Annotated in this window: 22 protein-coding genes; 5 read left to right on the forward strand and 17 right to left on the reverse strand. The window is 67.5% G+C overall.

What is annotated here, in order from left to right; translation table 11 throughout:
- Window positions 1-75: 75 nt before the first annotated feature.
- Both AU198_RS18980 and AU198_RS18985 read left to right on the forward strand, forming a co-directional pair.
- On the forward strand, window positions 76-1,215 hold the full coding sequence (locus AU198_RS18980) for a 3-ketosteroid-9-alpha-monooxygenase, oxygenase component (protein ID WP_064350102.1): 1,140 nt from the start codon (window positions 76-78) through the stop codon (window positions 1,213-1,215).
- The gene (locus AU198_RS18985; RefSeq protein ID WP_064350103.1) at window positions 1,212-1,487 is read left to right on the forward strand and encodes a hypothetical protein; all 276 of its coding nucleotides are present in this window, start codon (window positions 1,212-1,214) and stop codon (window positions 1,485-1,487) included. Before AU198_RS18980 ends, AU198_RS18985 begins: the two co-directional genes overlap by 4 nt.
- Before the next feature lie 51 nt (window positions 1,488-1,538).
- Here AU198_RS18985 and AU198_RS18990 read toward each other — a convergent pair whose 3' ends face one another.
- From AU198_RS18990 to AU198_RS19045, 12 genes are all read right to left on the reverse strand, one after another.
- Complete coding sequence (locus AU198_RS18990) at window positions 1,539-2,615, reverse strand: hypothetical protein (protein WP_064350104.1); 1,077 nt, start codon at window positions 2,613-2,615, stop codon at window positions 1,539-1,541.
- Window positions 2,616-2,731: 116 nt separating this feature from the next.
- Entirely contained in the window at window positions 2,732-3,661 is a 930-nt protein-coding gene (locus tag AU198_RS18995; RefSeq protein WP_064350105.1) for an alpha/beta hydrolase, read from the reverse strand.
- Window positions 3,658-5,277: an FAD-binding protein gene (locus AU198_RS19000; RefSeq protein ID WP_064350212.1), complete on the reverse strand. Its 1,620-nt coding sequence runs from the start codon at window positions 5,275-5,277 to the stop codon at window positions 3,658-3,660. Before AU198_RS19000 ends, AU198_RS18995 begins: the two co-directional genes overlap by 4 nt.
- Before the next feature lie 8 nt (window positions 5,278-5,285).
- Window positions 5,286-6,077 carry an SDR family NAD(P)-dependent oxidoreductase gene (locus AU198_RS19005; protein WP_064350106.1) on the reverse strand — a complete coding sequence of 264 codons (792 nt, stop codon included), beginning with the start codon at window positions 6,075-6,077 and terminating at the stop codon, window positions 5,286-5,288.
- 26 nt (window positions 6,078-6,103) lie between these two features.
- Window positions 6,104-6,955, reverse strand: a complete 852-nt coding sequence (locus AU198_RS19010; RefSeq protein ID WP_064350107.1) for an SDR family oxidoreductase — start codon at window positions 6,953-6,955, stop codon at window positions 6,104-6,106.
- 3 nt (window positions 6,956-6,958) lie between these two features.
- Entirely contained in the window at window positions 6,959-7,447 is a 489-nt protein-coding gene (locus AU198_RS19015) for a nuclear transport factor 2 family protein (protein ID WP_064350108.1), read from the reverse strand.
- 81 nt (window positions 7,448-7,528) lie between these two features.
- Complete coding sequence (locus tag AU198_RS19020) at window positions 7,529-8,539, reverse strand: acyl-CoA dehydrogenase family protein (protein ID WP_064350109.1); 1,011 nt, start codon at window positions 8,537-8,539, stop codon at window positions 7,529-7,531.
- The gene (locus tag AU198_RS19025) at window positions 8,536-9,681 is read right to left on the reverse strand and encodes an acyl-CoA dehydrogenase family protein (protein WP_197416162.1); all 1,146 of its coding nucleotides are present in this window, start codon (window positions 9,679-9,681) and stop codon (window positions 8,536-8,538) included. Before AU198_RS19025 ends, AU198_RS19020 begins: the two co-directional genes overlap by 4 nt.
- Window positions 9,678-10,457: a crotonase/enoyl-CoA hydratase family protein gene (locus tag AU198_RS19030; RefSeq protein ID WP_064350111.1), complete on the reverse strand. Its 780-nt coding sequence runs from the start codon at window positions 10,455-10,457 to the stop codon at window positions 9,678-9,680. Before AU198_RS19030 ends, AU198_RS19025 begins: the two co-directional genes overlap by 4 nt.
- On the reverse strand, window positions 10,454-11,872 hold the full coding sequence (locus AU198_RS19035; RefSeq protein WP_064350112.1) for an aldehyde dehydrogenase family protein: 1,419 nt from the start codon (window positions 11,870-11,872) through the stop codon (window positions 10,454-10,456). The genes AU198_RS19030 and AU198_RS19035 overlap by 4 nt, the downstream gene beginning before the upstream one ends.
- A gap of 14 nt (window positions 11,873-11,886) precedes the next feature.
- Window positions 11,887-12,993 (reverse strand): zinc-binding dehydrogenase, encoded by a 1,107-nt coding sequence (locus AU198_RS19040; RefSeq protein WP_064350113.1) that lies wholly within the window; start codon window positions 12,991-12,993, stop codon window positions 11,887-11,889.
- 19 nt (window positions 12,994-13,012) lie between these two features.
- Window positions 13,013-14,590, reverse strand: coding sequence for an acyl-CoA synthetase (locus AU198_RS19045; RefSeq protein ID WP_064350114.1), 1,578 nt, complete (start codon window positions 14,588-14,590; stop codon window positions 13,013-13,015).
- Between the two features lie 101 nt (window positions 14,591-14,691).
- Here AU198_RS19045 and AU198_RS19050 point away from each other — a divergent pair, with 101 nt between their 5' ends.
- Complete coding sequence (locus AU198_RS19050) at window positions 14,692-16,620, forward strand: flavin-containing monooxygenase (protein ID WP_231744714.1); 1,929 nt, start codon at window positions 14,692-14,694, stop codon at window positions 16,618-16,620.
- The gene (locus AU198_RS19055) at window positions 16,617-17,504 is read left to right on the forward strand and encodes an SDR family NAD(P)-dependent oxidoreductase (RefSeq protein WP_064350115.1); all 888 of its coding nucleotides are present in this window, start codon (window positions 16,617-16,619) and stop codon (window positions 17,502-17,504) included. Before AU198_RS19050 ends, AU198_RS19055 begins: the two co-directional genes overlap by 4 nt.
- A 48-nt stretch (window positions 17,505-17,552) precedes the next feature.
- Here the strand turns inward: AU198_RS19055 and AU198_RS19060 are convergent, their stop codons facing one another.
- Both AU198_RS19060 and AU198_RS19065 read right to left on the reverse strand, forming a co-directional pair.
- Complete coding sequence (locus AU198_RS19060) at window positions 17,553-18,170, reverse strand: Dabb family protein (RefSeq protein ID WP_064350116.1); 618 nt, start codon at window positions 18,168-18,170, stop codon at window positions 17,553-17,555.
- Window positions 18,163-18,510 carry a hypothetical protein gene (locus AU198_RS19065; RefSeq protein WP_064350117.1) on the reverse strand — a complete coding sequence of 116 codons (348 nt, stop codon included), beginning with the start codon at window positions 18,508-18,510 and terminating at the stop codon, window positions 18,163-18,165. The genes AU198_RS19060 and AU198_RS19065 overlap by 8 nt, the downstream gene beginning before the upstream one ends.
- 101 nt (window positions 18,511-18,611) lie before the next feature.
- On the opposite strand from AU198_RS19065, the gene AU198_RS19070 reads away from it, so the two are divergent.
- On the forward strand, window positions 18,612-19,817 hold the full coding sequence (locus tag AU198_RS19070) for an NADH:flavin oxidoreductase (protein WP_064350118.1): 1,206 nt from the start codon (window positions 18,612-18,614) through the stop codon (window positions 19,815-19,817).
- A gap of 9 nt (window positions 19,818-19,826) precedes the next feature.
- On the opposite strand, the gene lipP1 is transcribed toward AU198_RS19070, so the two are convergent.
- From lipP1 to AU198_RS19085, 3 genes are all read right to left on the reverse strand, one after another.
- Window positions 19,827-20,735, reverse strand: coding sequence for a LipP1 family hormone-sensitive lipase (lipP1, locus tag AU198_RS19075; protein WP_064350119.1), 909 nt, complete (start codon window positions 20,733-20,735; stop codon window positions 19,827-19,829).
- Complete coding sequence (locus AU198_RS19080; protein ID WP_064350120.1) at window positions 20,732-21,574, reverse strand: IclR family transcriptional regulator; 843 nt, start codon at window positions 21,572-21,574, stop codon at window positions 20,732-20,734. The genes lipP1 and AU198_RS19080 overlap by 4 nt, the downstream gene beginning before the upstream one ends.
- 200 nt (window positions 21,575-21,774) lie before the next feature.
- A complete protein-coding gene (locus AU198_RS19085; protein ID WP_064350121.1) occupies window positions 21,775-22,932 on the reverse strand; it encodes a zinc-binding dehydrogenase in 1,158 nt (385 codons plus the stop codon).
- Window positions 22,933-22,954: the final 22 nt, after the last annotated feature.

Here is a 22,954-nt window from a genome sequence, read left to right on the forward strand (position 1 = left end):
CCGGTGCGGAATCGATGTCCTGATGAGCGGAACAGAACCGTGAACACGCTCCCCGAGGACTGCTAGAACAGCGGTATGACGTTGGACACCGATATCGAGGTCCGCCAGATCGAGGCGGAGGCCGCGCCGTCGCGGTTCGCTCGTGGATGGCACTGCCTGGGCCTGGTCAGAGATTTCGGTGACGGCAAACCGCACCAAGTGCGCGCGTTCGGCAGGAAGCTGGTGGTGTTCCGCGGCGGTGACGGCCGCATCAACGTCCTGGACGCGTACTGCAGGCACATGGGCGGCGACCTGAGCCAGGGCGAGGTCAAGGGCGACGAGATCGCGTGCCCTTTCCACGACTGGCGCTGGGGCGGCGACGGGCGATGCAAGAAGGTGCCCTACAGCAAGCGCGTCCCCCGGTTGGCCCGCACCGCCACGTGGACCACGCTCGAACAGGACGGCATGCTGTTCGTCTGGAACGACCCGGAGGGCAACCCTCCACCTCCCGAGGTCACCATTCCGCGCATCGAGGGTGCGACGAGCGATGAGTGGACCGACTGGCACTGGTACACCACGGTGGTCAACACCAACTGCCGCGAGATCATCGACAACGTCGTCGACATGGCGCACTTCTTCTACATTCACGGTTCACTGCCGACGCATTTCAAGAACATCTTCGAAGGCCACGTCGCCACCCAGTACATGAACAGCGCGGGGCGGCCGGACCTCGGCGAGCCCGGTCCGACGCAGATGCTCGGAACCACCTCCGTCGCATCGTATTTCGGGCCGTCGTTCATGATCGACGACCTGACGTACCACTACACCGACATCGACCACAAGACGATCCTGATCAACTGCCACTATCCGATCGACCAGAACTCCTTCGTGCTGCAGTACGGGATCATCGTCAAGAAGTCCGAGCAGCTGCCCGAGGACCTCGCGATGCAGACCGCGATCGGTCTCGGCGACTTCGTGAAGATGGGTTTCGAGCAGGACGTCGCGATCTGGAAGAACAAGGCCCGCATCGACAATCCGCTGCTGTGCGAGGAGGACGGGCCGGTCTACCAACTGCGTCGGTGGTACGAGCAGTTCTATGTGGATGTCGCCGACGTGACACCCGACATGGTGGACCGCTTCGAGTACGAGATCGACACCACCCGCCCGCGGGAGGAGTGGATGAAGGTCGTCGAGGCCAATATCGCCGCACGGGACGCCGTCACGAGCGCGGGATGACCGTCCGCCAGGACAACCGACTCGCCGACACGCCGATGACCTCGGTGACGTGCCGGCTCTGCGCGGCAACCGTTTTAGTGCGCAAGAGCACCTGGCAGCAGACCAGCGTGCAATGGGACGCCGAGTCCACCGAGAAGTGCCACCAGCGCCGCGACGCCGAAGCCATCCATGCGCACGACGGCAGACCGTTCCTCGTCTGCTTCGAGCTGCGGGATTCGATCGAGGAGGCGGCGCGCCGCGGGGCGGTGCCGATCGTCGACGAAACAGTGTGACTTCGGTGCGCTACCGATCGCTGAGCGATTGATAGCGCACCGAAATCGCTACTAGGTCAGCTGGAATGCCGACAGGGGTGCTTCCTGCGGGTACTCCGCCGGCCCGCCGAGGTCGTAGACCGCGTTCAGCGCCGCGATGAACTCCGGGTCGTGCAGAGGCTCGCTCGGCACATCGAGCTTGATGCCCTTGGAGTGCACATCGTCGACGAGCATGTCGATCGCCTTGTCGATGGTCAAATCGTCGCTGCCGTCCATGTTCTTCTTGAGCTCGTCGAAGTCGGTGAACACCTCCGCCGACCAGTGCACCAGGAACCGGAGTTCATCGGTGTGGTGGCGGGCGATGACGTCGTCGCCGTTCTTGAGCAGCCAGAAGTCGCGGTCGGACGGATCTCCGGTGAACACCGTGTCGAACGCCAGGCCGGCCGGGGTCTGTTGATCGAGCGGCCCGTTGGCCTCGCCGCGGTGCACCATCATCTCGTTCTGCACGAGCACACCGCGGTTGTACACCGGCGGCAGCAGGCGTTTCGGCGGCTTGAGTGGTCCGTCGGGCCAGTAGGTGAAGCCGCTGCCCTCGTCGAGCGAGAACCACGTGATGACCTGAGCCATCTTGATGAGGTAGTCGCGGAACAGCCCGGACTTGCCCATCACGCTGGTCAGCCAGGTGGGAGCGTTCTCGTGGCGCACGCCGCGGAAACTGGGGGAGTCCAGGTGGCCGGGATCGCGGTTCGCGCAGGGGCCGTTGATGTTGAACAGCATCATCTCGGGCTTGGCGTACTCGGCGTTCCAGTAGCTCTTGGCGTACTCGACGAAGCGCTGGTTGTAGAAGCAGTCGTGCAACTCGGGGTAGAGCACCGTGCCGTAATTGGCCAGATAACCGCGGAACGTCGCGGTGAGGAACAGGTCCAGCGAGGGGGTGAAGCCCTCGGGGAACAACCCGCTCATGGTGGCCATCAGTTCTTCGGCAGACGCGAAGTGCTGGGCGATGATCAGCTTCCACGGACCCTGGGTGCGCACCACATCGAGGAGGCGCTCCCGCTGGTCGTCGGTATAGAGGTTGTCGATCTCGCGGGGCGGTGAGGCGGGCCGCAGGATGTCGGACAACTCAATCCGCTGCTCTTGGGTGAGCATGTTCTCTCCTACTCTCGAGGCCGGCATCTCATGCCGGTCGCTTGGCCAATTCTGTGGTTGCGGCGCGCAAGTGGACGCGTGCCTGTCCGGTCATCGGGACATCTGTTTCCGCCCGGTCAGAAAGGCAGCGGATGGGCGAACTTCGCGCGCAGCAGCGCGCCGATTTCGGCCACCGCCAGTCTCCCGCGGGCCGTCGCCTCTGAACGCATCAAGAACCCGTGGTACACACCGGGGTAGCGGGTCACCGTCGTCTGCACTCCCGCCTCGCGCAACCGGTCCGCATAGCGCTCACCCCAGTCGCGGATCGGATCGGCTTCGGCCGTCACGACGACGGCCTGCGGCAGGCCCGACAGATCATGCGCGCGCGCGGGAACCGTGTACGGGTGCTCGGGGCCTTCGGCCAGCTCGTGCATGTACTCGATGTCGGCGAGTGTGAGCATCGGCGCCTCGGGCATGGCCCGGATCGACGGGACCTCGAGATCCTTGTCGACGCCCGGATACATCAGCACCTGAGCGAATAGGGTTGGGCCGCCGCGGTCGCGGGCGGCCAACGCGACGCCGGCGGCCAGCGTTCCCCCGGCGCTGTCGCCCGCCACCGCAACCCGGGTGCAGTCGATCCGGAGGTCGTCGGCATGGGCGGCCACCCAACAGGTCGTGGCGTAGGCGTCGTCGAACTGGGCCGGGGGTGCCGCTTCGGGGGCCAGGCGGTAGTCGACGGACACCACCGTGGCGTGGGAGTGCTGGGCGAGGTTGCGCGCCAACGGTTCGAAGGAGTGGTTGGAGCCCAGAACCATCCCGCCGCCGTGGAAGTAGACGACCGCTGGGGCGTCGCTGTCGGTTGACGGCCGGTAGATGCGCAGCGGGATGTCCCCGACGGGGCCCTCGATGATCCGGTCTTCGACGTCGGCAATCTCCGGCATCGCAGGCAGCGGCGCGGATTCCAACGCGTCACGCACGGCGTCGAGCCCGCGCTCCCGCATCGGCGCCACGTCCCCGAACTGCGCAACCCGCGCCGCGGCGTCGGGATCCAGGCAGTAGTGCGTCACAGGCGATCTCGATCACTCGAGACCGACCGCAGCGTGTCCGACGCGTGCGCCCCTGCGCGCCGTCCGCTGAAGATGCAGTCCGCGATGGACAACCCGCTGACATAGCTGTTGGAGCAGATACCGACCGCATTGCGACCCGCGGCGTAGAGGCCCGCCACGGTTCCACCGTCACGATGGGCGACTTCGCCGGTGTGTTCATCGACGATGAGGCCGCCGAGTGTCAGCCCGGGGATCGGGTAGAACATCGACGAGTCCGCAGAGATGTTGATCGAGTAGAACGGCGGGGTTGTCAGCGGGGGGCACAGATCCGGCTCCTTGTGCGCGGGGTCGCCCGCACCGCCGGCAATGCCGCGGTTGTACTCCTCGACGGTGCGGCGCAGACCCGTCGGATCGATCCCGTTCTTTCGTGCGATGTCCTCGACCGTCGACGCCTTGCGGTGTCCGACCGTCAACAGGTACATCAATTGCAGGCGCTGGAAGAGCTGTGTCTGCGTGCGAATCTGGGCCTTTACTTTTCTCCAGGTCGGGGCGTCGTAGATGGCCCAGCCCGCGCCGCTGAACTCGCGCATCATCACATTGCCGTGCGTTGCGCCGTAAAGGTCTTCGTTGGCGATGCGTCGGCCGTCCCGGCCCACGGTGAGGCCTTCGAGAAATGCGCTCGGTGGCGACAGAAAACGCCAGGCCGTGATGTTGCCCATCTTGTCGGTCATGCCTCCGGCTTCGACTCCCAGGGCGATACCCGAGCCGTCGTCGCCGGGGGTGCCGAGCGGCGAGATCTTCATGAACTCCGGAGCGTGTTCGGCCATCCACTCACGGTTGTGGACGAAACCGCCGGCGGCCAGTATCACTGCTCGTGCGGACGCCTCGCCGTCCACGGCGGCCTCGGACCACAGCGTCTCGGCGCGCGCGACCGCGCCCTTGACCAGGCCGGGCAGCCAGGTGCCTGCCTTTCCGGTGAGCTTGGTCAGAACGCGGTGCTTGCGCGCATCGGGATGGTTCGTCGGCATCGCGCGATACCGGACCCCGCGGATCCGCCCGTGGTCATCGGCTATGAGTTGGTGCACTCGGCACAACGGAATGAATTCGACGCCTTTGGCTTTCGCCGAACGGCGCAGGTTCTCGAACAGCACCTTGCCCGAGCTCATACCCGGAGCCACCACGCGGTGCCCGCGCGGCACGGGCCGCGCGTGCCGCGCGTAGGGATGGGCCTTCTCGTTGCCGGAGTAGTAGAGGTAGAAATCGTCGGTCGGATACGACGTCTTGTATGAGGACACGGGACCGCCGCGGAACCCGACCCCTTGTCTCTTGAGCCACTCGATCAGATCCGGGCTCTGTTCGCAGAACCTCCGAAGGGTTTCACTGCTGACCGCGTCGCCGACCTCCTGTTCGAGATACGCCCGCATATCCGCGACGCTGTCGTCGTATCCGCCGGCCCGCTGTTCGGCCGTACCCGCGCCCGCGTAGACGATCCCGCCCGACAAGGCAGTCGCGCCGCCGCCATACCCCCGATCCAGCACCAGGACGCGAGCTCCGCGATCGGCAGCCTCGATCGCGGCGGCGGCGCCGGCAGCACCGAACCCGACAACGATGACGTCGTACTCGGTTTCAGCTGCCACGTTCAACCTCACAGAACCGACTTGATCTGCTTGGCGACCAACCGGGTAGTGCGCTTCGCCGACAGCCGGGCCAAGATGTCGAGGGCCAATGCGTCCGTGCCGATCAGGACTCGGAAGCGGTCACGGGCGATTCCGTCGACGATCTTCTTGCCTGCGGCTTCGGCGGTGGCGGAACGAACCTTCTTGTCACCGGCGTCGAGCATCGCCACCCCGGAGTTCCCCGTCAGGTTGGTGTCGATGTTTCCCGGAAACACCGTCACCACATGGACATTGGTGTCGCACAGTTCGGCGTAGAGACCCTCGCTGAACTGCTTCACCGCTCCTTTACTCGCGCTGTAGAGCGTTTGGCTGGCGAACGGCAACAGCGCGGAGAGACTCGACATGTTGGTGATGTTCGCCTCCGGCCGCGTCAGCAGGGACGGCAGGAAGGCGCGGCACATCCGCACTGTGGCATCGAAGTTGACGGCCATGATGCGGTCGGTCTCATCTGGGGAAAGCTCGGAGAAGGGGGCGAATCGGTGGATGACGCCGGCGATGTTGACCAGTCCGTCGATCTGTCCGTGCTCTTTCGCTACCGCCTCGGGTAGTGCGGCGACCGCCTCGTCGTCGGTGAGGTCGAGAACATGCGTGGACATCGGGATGCCGGTGATGCTCGCGAGTTCCGCCGTACCAGCCAGGCCGACCGAGTCACGGTCGACCGCAGCGATGCGTGCGCCGCGGCGGGCGAGTCCGAGCGCGACTTGCCTGCCCATACCGTTGCCGGCGCCGGTCACCACGAACACCTTGTCGGCGATCTGCACGTCGACCTTCCTTCAATCGGATTCCGTCAATGCCGAGTGGGGTCGAACCGCCGCTTGGCGCGCAGGGCCGGCGCCCGGCGCGACGCCAGGACTTCGGCGCGCTCCGCCATGGCGTTGCCGACGTACTCGGGTTGGGTGAGCAGATAGAACTCGCCGGCCGCGGCCTGTTCGAAGACCACTCGCGCCGCTTCGACCGGATCCATTGCCTCGGCCTTGATGTCGAGCATCGCGGTCCGCTGCGCCTCGGCGGCCCCGACGTCGCCGTCGTCCACGCCGCCGGCGGACTCGAAGATGTTCGACTTGACCGCGCCGGGAAGCACCGCCTGCACGTGGATCCGGTCGGCGTGGCCGGCCAATTCGACCTCCAGTCGCAGACATTCGGTCAGCGCCAGCACCGCGTGCTTGCTCATGATGTAGGGCGCCTGCAGCGGCACGGCGGCCACCCCGCCGATCGACGACAGGTTCCACACCCACGACGGAGTGTCCGCGGCGATCATGCGCGGGAGAAATGCGCGGATTCCGTGGAACACGCCGTTGATGTTGATGTCCACCAGCCGGTCCCAATTGGCGACGGGGGTGTCCCACAGGTATCCGAACTGCTCGACACCGGCGTTGTTGACCAGCAGCCGGACCGGGCCGACCTCTGAGTACACCTGTGCGGCAAGGCCTTCGAGCGCCTCGGGGTCGCGCACATCGCACACCAGGTCCACCGAGCCCGTGAGCTCGTCGCGAAGTACTGCGATAGCCGAGGCGTCGATGTCGACCAGTACGACGGTCATGCCCAGCGCGGCGGCATGGCGTGCCAGTCCCGCGCCTATCCCGTTTCCGGCGCCGGTGATGACCGCGACACCACCGCCGAACGTCGCGCGTGCGTCCACGCCTTACGAGGCGGTCGAGGCGGTGGCGGTCTTGGCGGCGTGCTCGGCAAACGGAATGGAGTCCTCGGCGTCGAGGATCACGGTCATCGATGTGAACACCAGGCCGTCGCCGGCGCGGCGGATGCCGACGTCGACCACTCCGCTGGAGACGTCGAACGGGACGTTGTTCGTCACCTGGTTGACGTACAGGTAGAAGCGGGCGGTGGTGACGTCTCCGTCGACGCCGGTGCGGAAGATGTTGGTCGCATGGTGACGCAACGGGTAGGGATTCTCGTTGCGGTGCTGGGTCAGCCAGGCCAAGGTCTCGTCTTTGCCGTGCAACTCGGCGGCCAGCAGATCCTCGAAGGGGCAGTTGCCGGAATCGGATCGGCTCAGGTATTCCATCTCCTCGCCGAGCCGGGCCCCGAGTTCGGCGAAGTGACCCTGGTCGTAGTGGTACCAGAAGGCGGCGATGAACTCCTGGACCTCGGACAGCGTGATCTCGTTGCTCATGGGTGCGAGTCAACCGTCGCCGACCGGGACGTGGCGCGGCGGTGCCCGGTCAGTGGAACACCGCGCGGCCGGGCAGTCGGATCAGTCGACGATCAGGCTCCACACGTCGGCTCCGGCGGCCAGCGTCGCGTCGGTGACCCGTTCGTCCCAGTAGCGCACCGACCCGAATTCGGATCGCCATGCGAGCGCGGCGCGGGTGAACTCGTGCAACCGGTGCTCGAGGGTGGTGCCGATCGCGCCGTGAACCTGGTGGGCGTTGCGCACCACGACCGACGTGGCATGACCGACGCAGGAGCGTGCCGCCGCGACGCGGAAGGCGAGGTTGCCCGTCGACCAACCGTTCGTGACGGCCGTCGTCAGCGCACCCTCGGTGGCCGCCCGCGCCAGCGCCGCTTCGGCGGCGGAGTCGGCGATCAGGTGCTGGACGGCCTGGAAGCGGGACAGGGGCCGGCCGAACTGGATTCGCGACGCGGCGTGTTCGACCGACGACAGCACGATGCGGTCGAGCACCGCGCACACCTGGATCGCCCGCACCATCGCGGCTCTCAGCCGCAATTCGGCCACCCGATCGGAGGTCACCGGGACGCCGTCGAGCGCGGTGACGTCGGCCTCGATGGAGTCGCGGGGTTCACCGATCAGGTTGCTGCCGGCCGTGATCGAGAGTGCGGCGACGTCGACGTCGGCGACGCGATGGTCGTCGCCGTCGCGCCAGACGACGACCACCCGGTCACTGGCCGCGGCCCAGGGGACGCCGTCGGAGGTGCCGTCCTCGCCGAGCAGGCACACCGTGCGCACCGCGTCGTCGCCGCTCATCCCGTTCGCCTCGAGCAGCCAGCAGGCCAGTAGGTCGTGTTCGGCCAACGGTGTTCGCACCGCGTTGCGGGCGGCGGCCGCCAGCAGTTCGGCGGCCTCGAACCAGCCCGCCCCGCTGCCGCCCGACTCCTCGGCGCCGGTCAGGCGAACCAGGCCCAGGTCGTCGAGGCGCCGCCACAACTCGGTATCCCGTTCGACGGCCTTCGCAGGCGGGTGGGCGTCGCGGTACTCGGCGAAGACCGCGTCCATCATCTCGACGAGCGCTGGATCGACGGTCATCGCAGCCCCAACCCTCGTGCGATCACGCCGCGCAACACCTCGTTGGTGCCGCCGCGCAGCGTGAAGCCGGGACGCTGATCCACGGCTCTCGAAACCAGTTCGGCGAGTTCGGGATTCGTGGTCCCGTCGGTCAGCGTGTCGGCGAAGTCCGCGATGTCTCCCTCGGTGGTGGTGCCGAGCACCTTGACCACCGCCGCGGGAACATCGGCGGGCTCGCGCCGCTCCAGTGCGCCCGCGACTGCGGTCGACATCTGGTGCAATCCGGCGGTTCGGGCGATAAGGCGGCCGAGTCCGGCGTCCCGCGAAAGCCTCTGTGCGGCCATCTTTTCGCCGCACATCCGCAACAGCACGAAGGTGGACAGGAACCGTTCGGGTCCGCTGCGCTCGAAAGCCAGTTCCGACGTGACCTGGCGCCAGCCCGCACCGATCTCACCGAACACCATGTCGTCGGGGACGAAGGCGCCGTCGAGGATCACCTCGTTGAAGTGGTGTGCGCCGTTCATCGAGACGACGGGCCGGATGTGCACGCCCGATCCGCGCAGGTCGACGATGAACTGACTCAATCCGGCGTGGCGGTTGTCCGGATCGACGGGCGCAGTGCGGGCCAACGCGATGAACGCATGCGCGTAGTGCGCGCCCGAGGTCCACACCTTCGTCCCGGACAGCGACCAGCCGCCGTCGACCTGTACCGCTTTGGTACGCACGCTCGCGAGATCGGAGCCGGAATCGGGTTCGCTCATGCCGATGCCGAAGAAGCACTCGCCGCGCACGATTCGGGGAAGGAACTCCCTCTTCTGCAGTTCCGTGCCGTACTTGAGCAACGACGGCACGATCTGCCGGTCGGCGATCCAGTGCGCCGCGACCGGTGCGCCCGCGGCGAGCAGCTCCTCGGTCACCGCGAACCGTTCGACGAAGGAGCGTCCGTGTCCGCCGTACTCGACCGGCACGGTCATTCCGAGATAGCCCTGGGCGGCAAGCGCTTTGGTGAAGTCCTCGTCCCATCCCGTCAGCCACGCGTCGACCGACGGCGTGAAGGCGCCCGCGGCACGTTGCTCGGCAATGAACGCGCGAACCTCTGCCCGCAGGGCCGCGGTCGCAGCGGCGTCGACGGCAGCCGGGGGCACCAGGCGGGGGAGCGTCACGGGGCGGTCCGCCATCGGCTGATGCGCTGTTCATGCTCCCGGTCGCGGTGGGCCAGCGGCTGCATGGCCGCGGCCATGGCCAGCGTGGAGTCCAGCGAGCCGGCCCGCGATTCCTGCAGCAGACGTTTGGCCATCCGCAGCGCGTGAGCGGGGTTCTTGGTGATCCGCTCGGCCAACGCGAGCGCCTCCGTGAGCAGGTCGTCGTGCGGCACGACGCGGCTGACCATGCCCCACTCCAGGGCAGTGGCCGCATCGACGCGGTCGCCGGTGAACGTCATCTCGGCGGCGCGCTCGTAGCCGATCGCCCTCGGCAGGAACCAGGTGCCGCCGTCGCCCGGGATGATGCCGATCTGTACGAAGCTCTCGGCGAACGACGCCCGTTCGGAAGCCACGCGGATGTCGCACATCATGGCGAGGTCGCAGCCCGCTCCCACGGCGGGTCCGTTGACCGCGGCGATCAGCGGGACCTCCAGGCGCCCGAGTGCGCGCGGGATGCGCTGGATCCCGTCGACGTAGGCGCGCCGCTGGTCGAGGGCGTCGAGGCCGAACATCCCGGTGCGGTCGGCCATCTCCTTGACGTTGCCGCCCGCGGAGAAGATCTTGCCCGCGCCGGTCAGGATCACCGCGCGCACGTCGAGGTCGGCGTTGGCGGCGTCGACCGCGGCCTCGAACGCCGAGATGAAGCCCTTGTCGGTGATCGCGTTGCCGACCTCGGGCAGGTCGATGGTCCACGTCTGTGTCGCACCGTGAGCGGCGATGTTCAGCGGTGTGCTCATGACGGCAACTGTAGGGACTTGGTCTGCAGGAATTCCTCGAACCCCGCGCGGCCGAGCTCGCGACCGACACCGGACTTCTTGTACCCGCCGAACGGCGCGACCGGGTTGTACATGCCGCCGTTGACGTCGAGCTGTCCGGTCTGCACGCGACGCGCGAAGGAAATGGCCGTGTCGAGGTCGGGACCCCACACCGCGCCCGCGAGCCCGTAGGGCGTGCCATTGGCGATGCGTAGGGCGTCGTCGGTGTCCCGGAACGGAATCACCGCGAGCACCGGCCCGAACACCTCCTCCTGGCCCAGCTCGGAGTCGGGGTCGACGTCGGCGAACACGGTCGGGGCGACGTAGTAGCCGGTGTCGCGGACCGATTCGGATCCGCCGGTGAGCAGGCGGGCGCCGTCGCGGCGTGCGCGGTCGATGAACCCGCGCACGGATTCGAACTGCGCGGCCGAGGCCAGGGGGCCGATCCGGGTACCGGGATCGGACGGGTCGCCGACCGTGTACTTGGCGGCGGCCGCCTCGATCAGTTCGAGGGCCTCGTCGTAGCGCGAGTGCGGCACCAGCATCCGGGTCCACGCCATGCAGGTCTGCCCGCCGTTGAGGAATGCGTTGCCCACGCCGACCTTCACCGCGGTGGTCAGGTCGCCGCCGTCGAGGATGACGTTGGCGGACTTGCCGCCGAGTTCGAGGGCGACCTTCTTCACCGATCCGGCGGCGAGCTCGGCGACCCGGCGGCCCACGGCGGTCGATCCGGTGAACGACACCACGTCGACGTCGGGATGCGACGCGATGCGCTCGCCCACCACGGATCCGCGTCCTGACACCAGGTTCACCACACCGTCGGGAAGTCCGGCCTCCTCGACCGCTTCGATGAACGCGAACACCGACAGCGGCGCCTCGTTGCTCGGCTTGAGGACGACGGTGCAGCCCGCGGCGATCGCGGGCACCACCTTGGCCACCACCTGATAGAGCGGGTAGTTCCACGGGGTGATGGCGCCGACGACGCCGTACGGCTCGCGCAGCACCAACGAGTTGCCCACGCGCTCTTCGAATTCGAAGGACTCGAGGACGTCGGCGAAACCGCGCGCCACCGCCAGTGGCACCTTGGTCTGAACCCCCTGCGCCACACGCAGCGGCGCGCCCATCTCCCGGCTGACGGTCTCGGCGATGTCGGGCAGCCGCTTCTCCATCGCGGCGATCACCCGGGCCAGCCGGTCACTGCGCTCGGCGCGGGTGATCAACGGATCGAAGGCTCGGCGGGCGGCGGCCACGGCCGCGTCCACGTCGGCGACCGTTCCGTTGGGCACACAGCCGATCACCTTCTCGGTGGCGGGGTCGACGACGTCGATCACGTCGGCCGCCGACGGTGTCATCCACTGCCCGTCGATGAACAGCGTCTTGCGGGTGTAGTCGTGCATGGGTCTCCTTGGGATCAGGGAACGATGCTGGCGCGGACGTCGCGCTTGTGCTCGGCGGCGGCGAACGCCTCGTTGATGTCGTCGAGCGGATACTGCGCTGCAGCCAGCCGGTGCAGGGGGAGGGCATCCTGGTGCTGTTCGAGGAAGGTCAGCGCCCGCGACAGCACCGGCGGTTCGTACAGCGAGACCCCGACCATCGTCTTGTTGGCGAATACGAACCGTGACGGGTCGAATTCGAAGGTCTTGCCGATGTTGATGTTTCCGATCTCGACGTAACGGCCGAACTGGCCCAGCATCTTGAGGCCCTCGTCGATGGCGGACGGGTGGCCGACGACCTCGACCACGACGTCGGCGCCGTAACCGTCGGTCAGGTCGCGGATGATCTTCGCGCGGTCCTTCGCCGTGGCGGCGGCGTTGATGTCGATCACCGCGTCGGCGCCGAACGCGGTTGCCAGCTCGAGCCGTTCGGATACCCCGTCGATGGCGATGACCCGACCGGCGCCGCGGGCCTTGGCGACCGCGATCGCATACAGTCCCAGCGCGCCGGCGCCCTGCACGACGACGGTCTCGCCGAGTTGCTGGTCTACGCGCTCGAGGCCGTACATCACCTGGGACAGCGCACAGTTGGCGCCCGACGCGATGTCGTCGCTGACCCGGTCGGGCACGGTGTACACGACCGCCCCGGCGGGCAGCAGGAAGTAGTCGGCGTAACCGCCGACGAAGTAGGGAGGCGCGTCGGCGCGTCCGAGCATGGCCATCGCGAGTTTGAGGCACGCGTTGCGCCTGCCCGCCAGGCAATTTCGGCACCGGTGACAAGAAAAGAAGTAGGGGAACACTACCCGGCTGCCCTTTACCAGGGGTGCGCCGTTGGAGTCCGCCGTGACGCCATCGCCGAGTTCCTCGACCGCGCCGACCATCTCGTGACCGAGCACCGTCGGAAGTTGGCCTCCGAGTCCGCGGGTGGCGAAGGTGCCGTGCCACGCGTGCAGGTCCGATCCGCAGATATTGGTCCTGGTGACCTTGATCAGGATCTCGCCGGGGCCGACCTCGGCCAGGTTCACGGTTTCTATTTCGAACGGTTTTCCGGGCGCGTCAAAGCGCGCGATACGTCCTGTGAACAATCCTCAGTTCCCTTCTGGCTCAGCGGCTCAGCGGTTCGGCCACGAAGCGTTCGCGCAGTTGACGTTTCAGCAGCTTGCCGCTCGGGTTCTTCGGCAACGTGTCGACGAAGAAGACGTGCTTGGGGGTCTTGAACCCGGCCAGATGCTGCCGGCAGTGCGCGATCAGGTCGTCCTCGGTCAGGTTGGCGCCCTCGCGCGACACCACCGCGGCGACCACGGTCTCGACCCACGTCGGATGCGGAAGACCGAAGACCGCGACCTCCTGAACCCCGTTGTGCCGGTACAGAACTTCCTCGACCTCGCGGCTGGCGACATTCTCGCCACCGGTCTTGATCATGTCCTTCTTGCGGTCGACCACGTGCAGGAGTCCGTGTTCGTCGTAGTAACCGAGGTCGCCGGAGTGGAACCAACCGCCGCGGAACGCCTCCGCCGTCTTGGCCGGGTCGTCGAGATAACCGAGCATCAGATGCGGACTGCGGTGGGCGATCTCACCCACCACGCCGGGTGCTACCGGAGCGTCGTCCTCGTCGAGGATCGTCGTCTCGACGTTGACCACGGGGCGTCCCGCCGAACCAGCGTGGGTGTCCTGCTCGTCGGGCCCGAGCGCGGACGCCAGCGGTGCCAACTCCGTCTGTCCGTAGAAGTTCCACAACCTCAGGTTCGGCAGCCGGTCGCGGATCTCGGCGAGGATCTCGATCGGCATCGCAGAAGCGCCGTAGTAGCCCTTGCGCAGGCTCGACAGATCGACCTCGTCGAACACCGGACAACGCAACAGACTGATCCAGACCGTCGGAGGCGCGAAGTAGTTGGTCACCCCGTAGCGGGCGATCGTGCGCAGCACCGTCTCGGGGTCGGGCCCGGGCAGGATGATGCTGGTGGCACCGAGATAGATGTCGGTGGCGAGAAAGTTGTCCAGCTGCGCGCAGTGATACAGCGGCAGCGAGTGGATTTCGACGTCGTCACCGGCCATCGAACCGGCGACGATGGTGCTGACGTACTGCCACATCAGGCTGCGGCTCGTGTGCATCGCGCCCTTGGGCCGTGACTCCGTGCCGCTGGTGTACATCAACCGCAGCAGCTGGTCGTCGTCGATGCGGGGATTCGGCGCGGGGGTCGTGGTGGACAGCCACTGCGCGAAGTCCTCCCAGCCCGACGGAATGCTCTGTCCGGGCCGAACGATCGCGGCCCTGGTGCGCACCGCTCCGTCGATCCGCATGGCGTCCTCGGCGACATCCGCCAACTCGGCTTCGACGATGAAGCCCTTGGCCTTGCTGTGGCCGAGGATGTAGGCGACCTCCTCGGCCGTCAGCATGAAGTTGACCGGCACCAGCACCACCGCGGCGCGGGCGGTGGCGAAGGCCAGCACCGCATACTGCCAACAGTTGCGGGCCAACAGCGCGACCCGGTCGCCGGGTCGAAAGCCGTTGTCCTGCAACGCCGCGGCGGCCCGGTCCACCAGGTGGTCGAATTCGGCGAACGTCAGCACCACGTCACCGTCGATGATCGCGGTCTTGTCGGGTCGCCTGCGCGCCGACCGGCGCGGGATGTCGCCCAGAGTGTGGCTGCGTGCCTGCTCGACCACCGCATCCAGATCCATGGCGGGAAGCGTAAGCGCGTTGAGTGTGGTGCGGGCGACGGATGTCCCGCTCAGTAGGCAGGGCGGTGCCCGGCGCGGCGTGGCGGGCCGATACTCGTGCCGTGACTGCTGACGCTCGAGCCATACCGTCGCCGCGTGCCGCGGACGCCGACCGCGATGAACTCAGGGCGAACCTCGTTCAAGCGGACCCAGGCGTCCTGGTCGCGGTGCTGGCCCAGCTGACGGGTGATCCGTCGGTGATCGACCGGTTCGCGCCGAAGATCTCTCACATCCCCGATCCGCCCGAACGGGTCGGTGTCACCGACGCCGACACCATGACGGCGCTTGTCGACGCGGTCATCTCGGCGTTGTCCGCGCCGCGGGCCGGGGGTGCGATGGCCGCCGACGACATCGATCTGTTCACCCGCGTACTGCCGGTTGCGCTGGGCTCCGACGTCGACGACGAATTCGTCCCGCTCCTGCTCGAGCAGGGCGGTTTCCATCTTTCCCAGCCCACGGTGCCGCGCACGGTGCCGATCCCGCCGACGACGACGGTCGCGATCATCGGCGCGGGCATCGCCGGCATCATCACCGCACTGGCCGCCGCCGACGCCGGGGTGCGGTATCAGATCTTCGACCGCAACGACGAGGTCGGCGGCACCTGGCTGACGACGAAGTATCCCGGGATCGGCGTCGACACCCCGTCGGCGTATTACTCGCTGTCGCGGGAGGTCAACCCGGACTGGTCGAGCTACTACCCGCAGGGCGCGGAGTACCAGGACTATCTGGTGTCGCTGGCCGACAAACACGGACTGCGTGAACACACCCGCTTCGGCACCGAGGTCGAGGCGCTGTGGTGGGACGAGGCGCGAAATCAATGGCAGATTCACGCGGTCGACCGCGACGGCAACCGCGACGTCAGCTACGCCCGGGTGGTCATCACCGCTGCCGGTTACCTCAACCGGCCACGCTGGCCGGAGGTCCCCGGCCGAGAGTCGTTCGAGGGCACCAGTATCCACTCGGCACAGTGGGATCCGTCGCTGGACCTCACCGGCAAGCGGGTCGCCGTCATCGGCGCGGGGTGCACCGCCGTGCAGATCGTCGACGCCTGTGTGGACGAGGTCGAACACCTGACCGTGTTCCAACGCCAACCGCACTGGGTGGCTCCGCGCAAGCGGCTCTCCGACGACGTCCCCGAATACCGGCGCTACCTCGGACGGCGCCTGCCGTACTACGCGAACTGGCACCGGCTGAAGTCGTACTGGGCGACGGCCGACAACAACTACCCGGTCATCCTGCGCGACCCCGAGTGGGCCAAGGACCACCTGTCGATCTCGGCTGCCAACGACGTGCTGCTGCAGATGTGTTTGGAGTACATCAACACGACGTTCGGCGAGGGTTCGGAGCTGGCGAAGAAGGTCACGCCGGATTTCGCGCCGTACGGCAAGCGGATCATCCGCGATCCGGGCGGCTACTACGCGGCGCTGACCCGCGACCACGTCGACGTCGAAGCCAGCGAACCGGCCGCCGTCAACGCCGCGGGCATCGTCACGGCCGACGGGCGGCAGATCGACCTCGATGTCATCGTCTATGCCACCGGATATCACCTCGACTTCCTGTCCACGATCGACATTCGGGGACGTGACGGCAGGACACTGCGCGAGGAATGGGGCGACAGCCCCCGCGCGTACCGCGGCGGCACGGTGCCGGGCTTCCCGAACCTGTTCATCACCTCGGCCCCGAACTACAGCCCGGGCCACGGTGCGGGCGCGAACTTTTCGATGGAGGTGCTCGCCCACTACATCGTGGAGTGCCTGCAACTGCTGGCGCTGCGCGGCGCCACCACCATCGAGGTGACGCGCGAGGCCTACGACGACTACGTCGCCCAGATAGACGACGCGATGTCGCAGACGGTGTGGTGTCACACCCCGAACGCGCACACCTACTACCGTTCCGGTTCCGGTCGCGTAGTGGTGGCCACGCCGTACCGCCTGGTCGACCTGTGGCACCAGCATCGCGCACCCGTCGAAGAACACTTCGTCCTCCGATGACGGGACTTCTCGCCGGCAGGACGGCTCTGGTCACCGGCAGCAGCCGAGGTATCGGACGCGCTGTGGCGCAACGCCTTTCCGCAGAGGGCGCCACCGTGGCGGTGACCGCCCGGTCATTCGAGCCCTCGGCATCGGTACGTGGCGGAGCGGCCACGGCCCTGCCGGGGACCATCGCCGAGACCATCGAGCTGATCGAGGGCGCGGGCGGAACGGCGATCGGCATCGCGGCCGACCTCGAAGATCCCGATCAGCGGGGCCGCCTGATCGACGAGGTCGTCGACCGCACCGGCGGCCTCGACATCCTCGTCAACAACGCCGGTTTCGCCGACTACGCCCGCGTCGAGGAGATGAGCCTGGACACCTTCGACCGCACCGTCGAACACTATCTGCGCACCCCCTTCGTGCTCACCAAGGCCGCCGTGCCACACATGCGGGAACGGGGCGCCGGCTGGATCGTCAACATCGGTTCGGTGACGGGCGTCGCCCCGGTGCGGCCGTATCGCGAGTACAACAAGACCTCGGGCGACGTCGTCTACGCCTCCTGCAAGGCCGCGCTGCACCGGTTCACGCAGGGTGTGGCCGCCGAGCTGCTCGACGCGAACATCGCGGTCAACTGTGTCGGTCCCTCCACCGCCATCCGGACTCCCGGTGCGGCCCAACTGATTCCGGATACCTTTCCGACCGAACCGGTCGAGTATCTGGCCGAGACGGTGTTGGCGATGTGCCATCGGCCTGCCGCCGAGCGCACCGGCCTGGTCGCCTTCAGCCTGCACTACCCGTGGTCGCAGGGGCTGACCGTGCGCAGCCTCGACGGAGCCACGGAGATGCCGCCGCTGGAGCCGCCCGCGGTGGCCAACCCGAACATCCTGCCCGCCGGCCTGTAGCGGTTTCGGTGCTCTAACAGTCGGTGTGCGACTGTCTGAGCACCCAAATCACTGTGGGGGGAGGTCGCAGAAGCTGTGGCAGACCCGGTCGCGGACGATGACCTCGGGACACTCGGGGTCGAACCAGCGGTCCACGTACGCCCAGTGGATCGGATGCATGAGGTACGGACCGGTCAGACCGTCGAGGTCGCGGAACTCCTGTTCGAACACGTGTGTCCACGGTGAGTTACCGACGGCCGAATCGACGCGACTGAGCTGCCATGTGCCGATCGAACCCACGTAGCGGGGGAGCAGCCGCAGATCGTCTTCGAACCGCGCCACTGTGGCGTCGTCGGCGTCCGGTTGCACGCGCAACAGTAGTGTCCGGTACACGGTGGTCGAGATGTCTCTGGCGGCGACCGGGCTGCCGGTGTAGGTGGCGCCGTTGACGCGATTGACCTCGGGACGGTCGAACACCGCGTCGAAAGACGTTGCCGTCGAGGACCACTCGTCGGCATCGCGGAACCGCAGGTGCACGAGGATATCGCCGCCGTTGCGCACGCCCGGCAGCGTCGGCTGCACCAGGGCGTGGGCCGCACCGCTGGCCGCCGCGGCTCCGCGCAGCTCTTTCAGCAGACGCTCGCGTCCGGCTTCGGCGGCGTCGATCAGGCGGATGACGCTATACATCGCACAATCCGTCGACATCGCCCGCGGCGGCGGCAACGCTACGGGTGCGCTCGACGACCAGGTCGGCCACGCCATCCCACCACGGCCCGAGTGTGGCGTCGGGCCTGCCCTTCCACGTCATCTCCCACCAGGCTTGCGGGCTCGGCAGCGACCACGTCACGGTGATCACGTTGGATCGGTCGTCGAACCATATCGGCGGGCTGACGAGCACGTCGCGAAGCGTCATCCCGCGATCCCGCGCACCCGGCGCGTATTCGGCCAGGTAGGTGTCGACGAATCTCCGTGCGCATCCGGGCCGGGTGATGACCCGGTCGATGACGAACACCTCACCGTCGGCCATGACCCGCACACTAGGGCGACGGCGATCGTGGTGAGGATGACGCTCCCGGCCATCGGGATGACACCGTTGACCGCGACCGTTCCGCGGAGCACCGTGGGCCGATGACCGTTGAGACGCTGGACCCGTTCGCGCCGGCCCGGCTCGGTCCGGTGAAGCTGCGCAACCGGGTCATCAAGGCCGCGACGTCGGAGGGCCGCTCGCCGGACGGCTTGGTCACCGACGACCTGATCGACTTCCACGTCGCGTTCGCCAAGGGCGGCGTGGGAATGACGACGGTCGCCTACTGCTGCGTCTCCAAGGAGGGTGCCAGCGCCCCCGGTCAGATCGTGATGAGCCCGGCGGCGCTGCCGGGACTGCGCAGGCTGACCGACGCCGTCCACGCGGCAGGCGCGGCGATCTCGGCGCAGCTCGGCCACGCCGGTGTCGTGGCTCCGAAGAAGCTGACCGGGGTGACCGCGGTCGCCCCGAGCCGCTTCGTCAACCCGACCTCCTTCGCCTACTGTCGCGAGATCACCCGCGACGAGATCCGCGCCGTGATCGAACAATTCGCCGCGGCTGCGCAGGTGGCCATCGACGCCGGCTTCGACGCCGTCGAACTGCACTTCGGCCATCTCTACCTACCGAGTTCGTTCCTCAGTGCGCGGATCAACCGGCGCAAGGACCAATACGGCGGTTCCATCGACAACCGGTCGCGGTTGGTCCGCGAAATCGCGGCCCGTGTCCGGGAAGTCGTAAAGGACCAGATCGCCGTCATCGCCAAACTCGACATGGACGACGGTCTGCCCGGCAGCATCTGGATCGACGAGGCCCTGCGGACCGCGCAGCTGCTCGACGCCGACTCCACGCTGGACGCCATCGAGCTCACTCAGGGGTCATCGGTCTACAAACCGATGTACCTGTTCCGGGGCGACGTTCCGGTCAAGGAATTCGCCGAGGTGATGCCGTCCGCGCTGCGGCCCGGCGTACGCCTGGCGGGCAAGCGGGTCATGGGCAGTTATCCGTACCGGGACCTCTACATGCTCGACGCCGCACGACAGTTCGTTCCCGTCATCGGCAACACCAAACTGATTCTGCTGGGCGGCATCACGAACTACGACCACCTCCAGACCGGGCTGCGCGAGGGTTTCGACTTCATGGCGATGGGCCGCGCGTTACTCCGCGAACCCGATCTGGTCAACGCGATGACCGCCGATCACGACACCCGCAGCCGATGCAACCACAACAACAAATGCATGGTCACGGTGTTCGGCCGGACACACTGCGTGCTCGACCCGCACCAGCGCTACGGGCCGGTCACCAAGGCCTAGTGGCAAGCCTCACAACAACTTCGCGAGCTCCTGGCTGGCCTGACGCCGCGCCTCATGAGCGATATCGAGCATCGGCATCGTCATGAATCCGTGGATCCCGCCGTCGAACGTGCACCGCGCCACAGAGACACCGGCGGATTCCAACGCATCGGCGTACGCGACGCCCTCGTCGCGTAGCGGATCGTGACCCGCGATCACCACCACGGCCGGTGGCAGTCCGTCGAGGCGCGCCTGCAGCGGCGAGGCATACGGGTGTGTGCGGTCGACGGGGGAGGGCACGTACTGGTCCCAGTACCACTGCAACGCTGGGCGCGGGTTGTAGAAACCCTTGCCGTACAAGCGGTATGACTCGGTCTCGAAGTCCGCGGCGATCATCGGGTAGATCAGCAGTTGAGCGGACAGTGCGGGCCCACCGCGGTCGCGTGCCATCAGCGTGGTGACCGCCGCGAGGTTGCCGCCTGCGCTGTCGCCCGCGACCCCCAGCCGGCCCGGGTCGCCACCGAATTGCGTGGCGTGCTCGGCCGCCCAGCACGTCGCGGCGTACACATCCTCCGCGGCGGCAGGCCAAGCATGCTCGGGCGCCAGTCGGTAGTCGACCGAGATCACCACCGCGGTAAGGAGATTCGCCAGGTTGCGGCACAGCCCGTCGTGGCTGTCGAGGTCGCAGAACACGAACCCACCGCCGTGCGCGTAGACCACAATCGGCAGCGCGACATCCGACGCCGGTCGGTAGATCCGAACCGGGACGCGTCCGGGGATGGTGACGTCCTCGGCCGACCCGACGGCTTCGGGCTGTGCGGGCGGTACGAAGCGTGATCGGATGGTCGCTCGCGCCTGCGCGCCGGTCATGGTGTGCACCGGCGGAAAACCGGAGTCCAGCGCCTCGATCAGTTCGGCGATCTGCGGATCGAGTGTCACGCGTACTGCAGCACCGGCTCGCGGGGCGCCGTGGGCCGGGGTGCGGGCATGTTCCGCAGCGGCCGGGCCTGCTGCAGCGTCGGCGCGACCCGCCGGGGGCCGTCCTCGGCGTTGCGCCAGACCGCCATGGCTGTCATCCGCACCGGTGCGACGAGGCGCTGATCGAACATCATGCGGTTCATCGGTCCGCACACCGACACCGCCGCGACAGCCTCACCCTGACCGCCGATCGGTGCTGCCACACAACCGAATCCGGTGAGGGCCTCTTCACGGTCGAACGCGATGCCGTGCGAGCGTGCCTTGGCGAGTTCGGTGCGCAGCTGGGCGGGCGATCCGATGGAGTACTTGGTACGCCGGCTCGTCAGGTCGATGGTGTCGTAGTCCAGATCGCCCACGGACGCCAGCATCGCCTTGCCCAGGGCCGAACAGTGAGCGGGGTGACGCCCCCCGACGCGGCTGGGTATGGCTGCGCCCAGCCCGTCACCGATCTTCTCCAGGTATACGACGTCGGCGCCGTCCAGGACGGCGAGGTGGACGACGAGACCGGTGGCGCGGTGCAGGTCGTGCAGCAGAGGGACCGCCGCGCGGTGCAGGCGGTCCTGGTGCACCGCGAGCGACCCCAGCTCGACCAGCCGCATGCCCAGCTCGTAGTCGCGCCCGTTGCGTCGCAGCCACCGCAATTGGACGAGGCGCTCGAGCATGCGGTGTGCGGACGAGCGGGGAAGCCCGGTGCGGCGCACGATCTGCGCCAGTGTCAGCCGGCCCGGGCCGTCGAAGGCGTCAAGAACCAGCGATACGCGGTCGAGGACGGCGCTGGGTGTTTCGACAGTCGTTGTCATGTGGCCTCCGGCGAACGACCTGCGACAGGCAGGCGATATTTCTAATAGGAATATGCCTATTTGTAGCATGTCGCTGTGCGTGGTGTCACACGAACACTTCGATTGGCCTTCGGTCACGGAAATGACCTGCGGTTTCGGGCCACGCGTCGACGTGTCGCTAACGGGTTGATCGCCCGCACTGGGCGCGTGCGATCAACCCGCTAAGGCGAAATCGCGTCGCTCTGCGGGTCGATCAGGATCTTGGCGTGCGCTTCGGCCGCGCCGAGGACCTCGAAGGCGCGTGCCACGCCGCTCAGCCCCACAGTCCCGGTGACGAGCGCCGAGGCGTCCACCTTGCCGTCGGCGAGCAGGTGCAATGTGTCGCGGAACTCCAGCGGCGTGTAACCGAAGACGAACCGCAGGTCGATGTCTTTGCCGTTCGCGACCGCCGGGCGGAAGTGGTCGGTGCCCATGCACACGCCGACCACGACGACCCGTGACTGCACGGGAGCCGCGCGGATGATGCCGTCGATGATCCCGGGCACGCCGACACATTCGAAGACCACGGGCCGCTTCGGGCTCGCCGCGCCCAACCTGTCGGCGACCCGGTAGAGCTGCGACCAGCCCGGCACGCGGCGCAGCTTCTCCATCGTGCCGACGGCGAGTTCAAACAACTGTTGAGCCTCGGTGATCGCCGCGGACTGACCGGCGGCCGTGTACGGGGAGTCGACGGCGGGATCGACGACGACGTCGGCGCCACAGCGCGACGCCATCTCGCGGCGCGTGGCGGAGAAGTCACTCGCGACGATCGTGGCCACGCCGAGCGACTTCAGATGGCAGATCACCGCGAGACCGACCGGCCCGCAACCGATGACGATCGCGACATCACGCTTGCCGATCTGGCTGCGGCGCACCGCATGCAGGGCCACCGCCATCGGCTCGGTCAGCGCAGCGATATCGAGGTCGAGCCCATTCGGGACGACAAAGCTCATCGAGGCTTCGGCGAGGACGTGCTCGGCGTAGGCGCCGGGTGCCAGCGGCGACAGCCCGGTCATGTGCACACCGCCCGCCGCTCGCACCATCGGAAAAGACACCACGGGAGCCCCGGCCTTGAACTCCTTGGCGGCGCCCGGGCCGCGCTCGGCTACTTCACCGACGAACTCGTGGCCCAACACGACCGGCGTGTCCCGACGCATGAAGTCCGGATAACCGACCTCGTCCATCACATCGGTCAGTTCGTCGGCATGGTCCTTCGCATGTAGGTCGGATCCGCAGATCCCGCAGCGCCGCACCTCGAGCAGCAGTTGCCCGCGTGTTGGGGCAGGGGTCGGGAGGTCGACGACGGACAGATTGCCTTGTTCACAGCTGACGGCCTTCATGCGTCCATCGTGTACCACGCGG

Origin of the sequence: Mycobacterium sp. GA-1199 (assembly GCF_001500045.1) — a bacterium.
In the GTDB taxonomy this organism is placed as follows: Bacteria; Actinomycetota; Actinomycetes; order Mycobacteriales; family Mycobacteriaceae; genus Mycobacterium.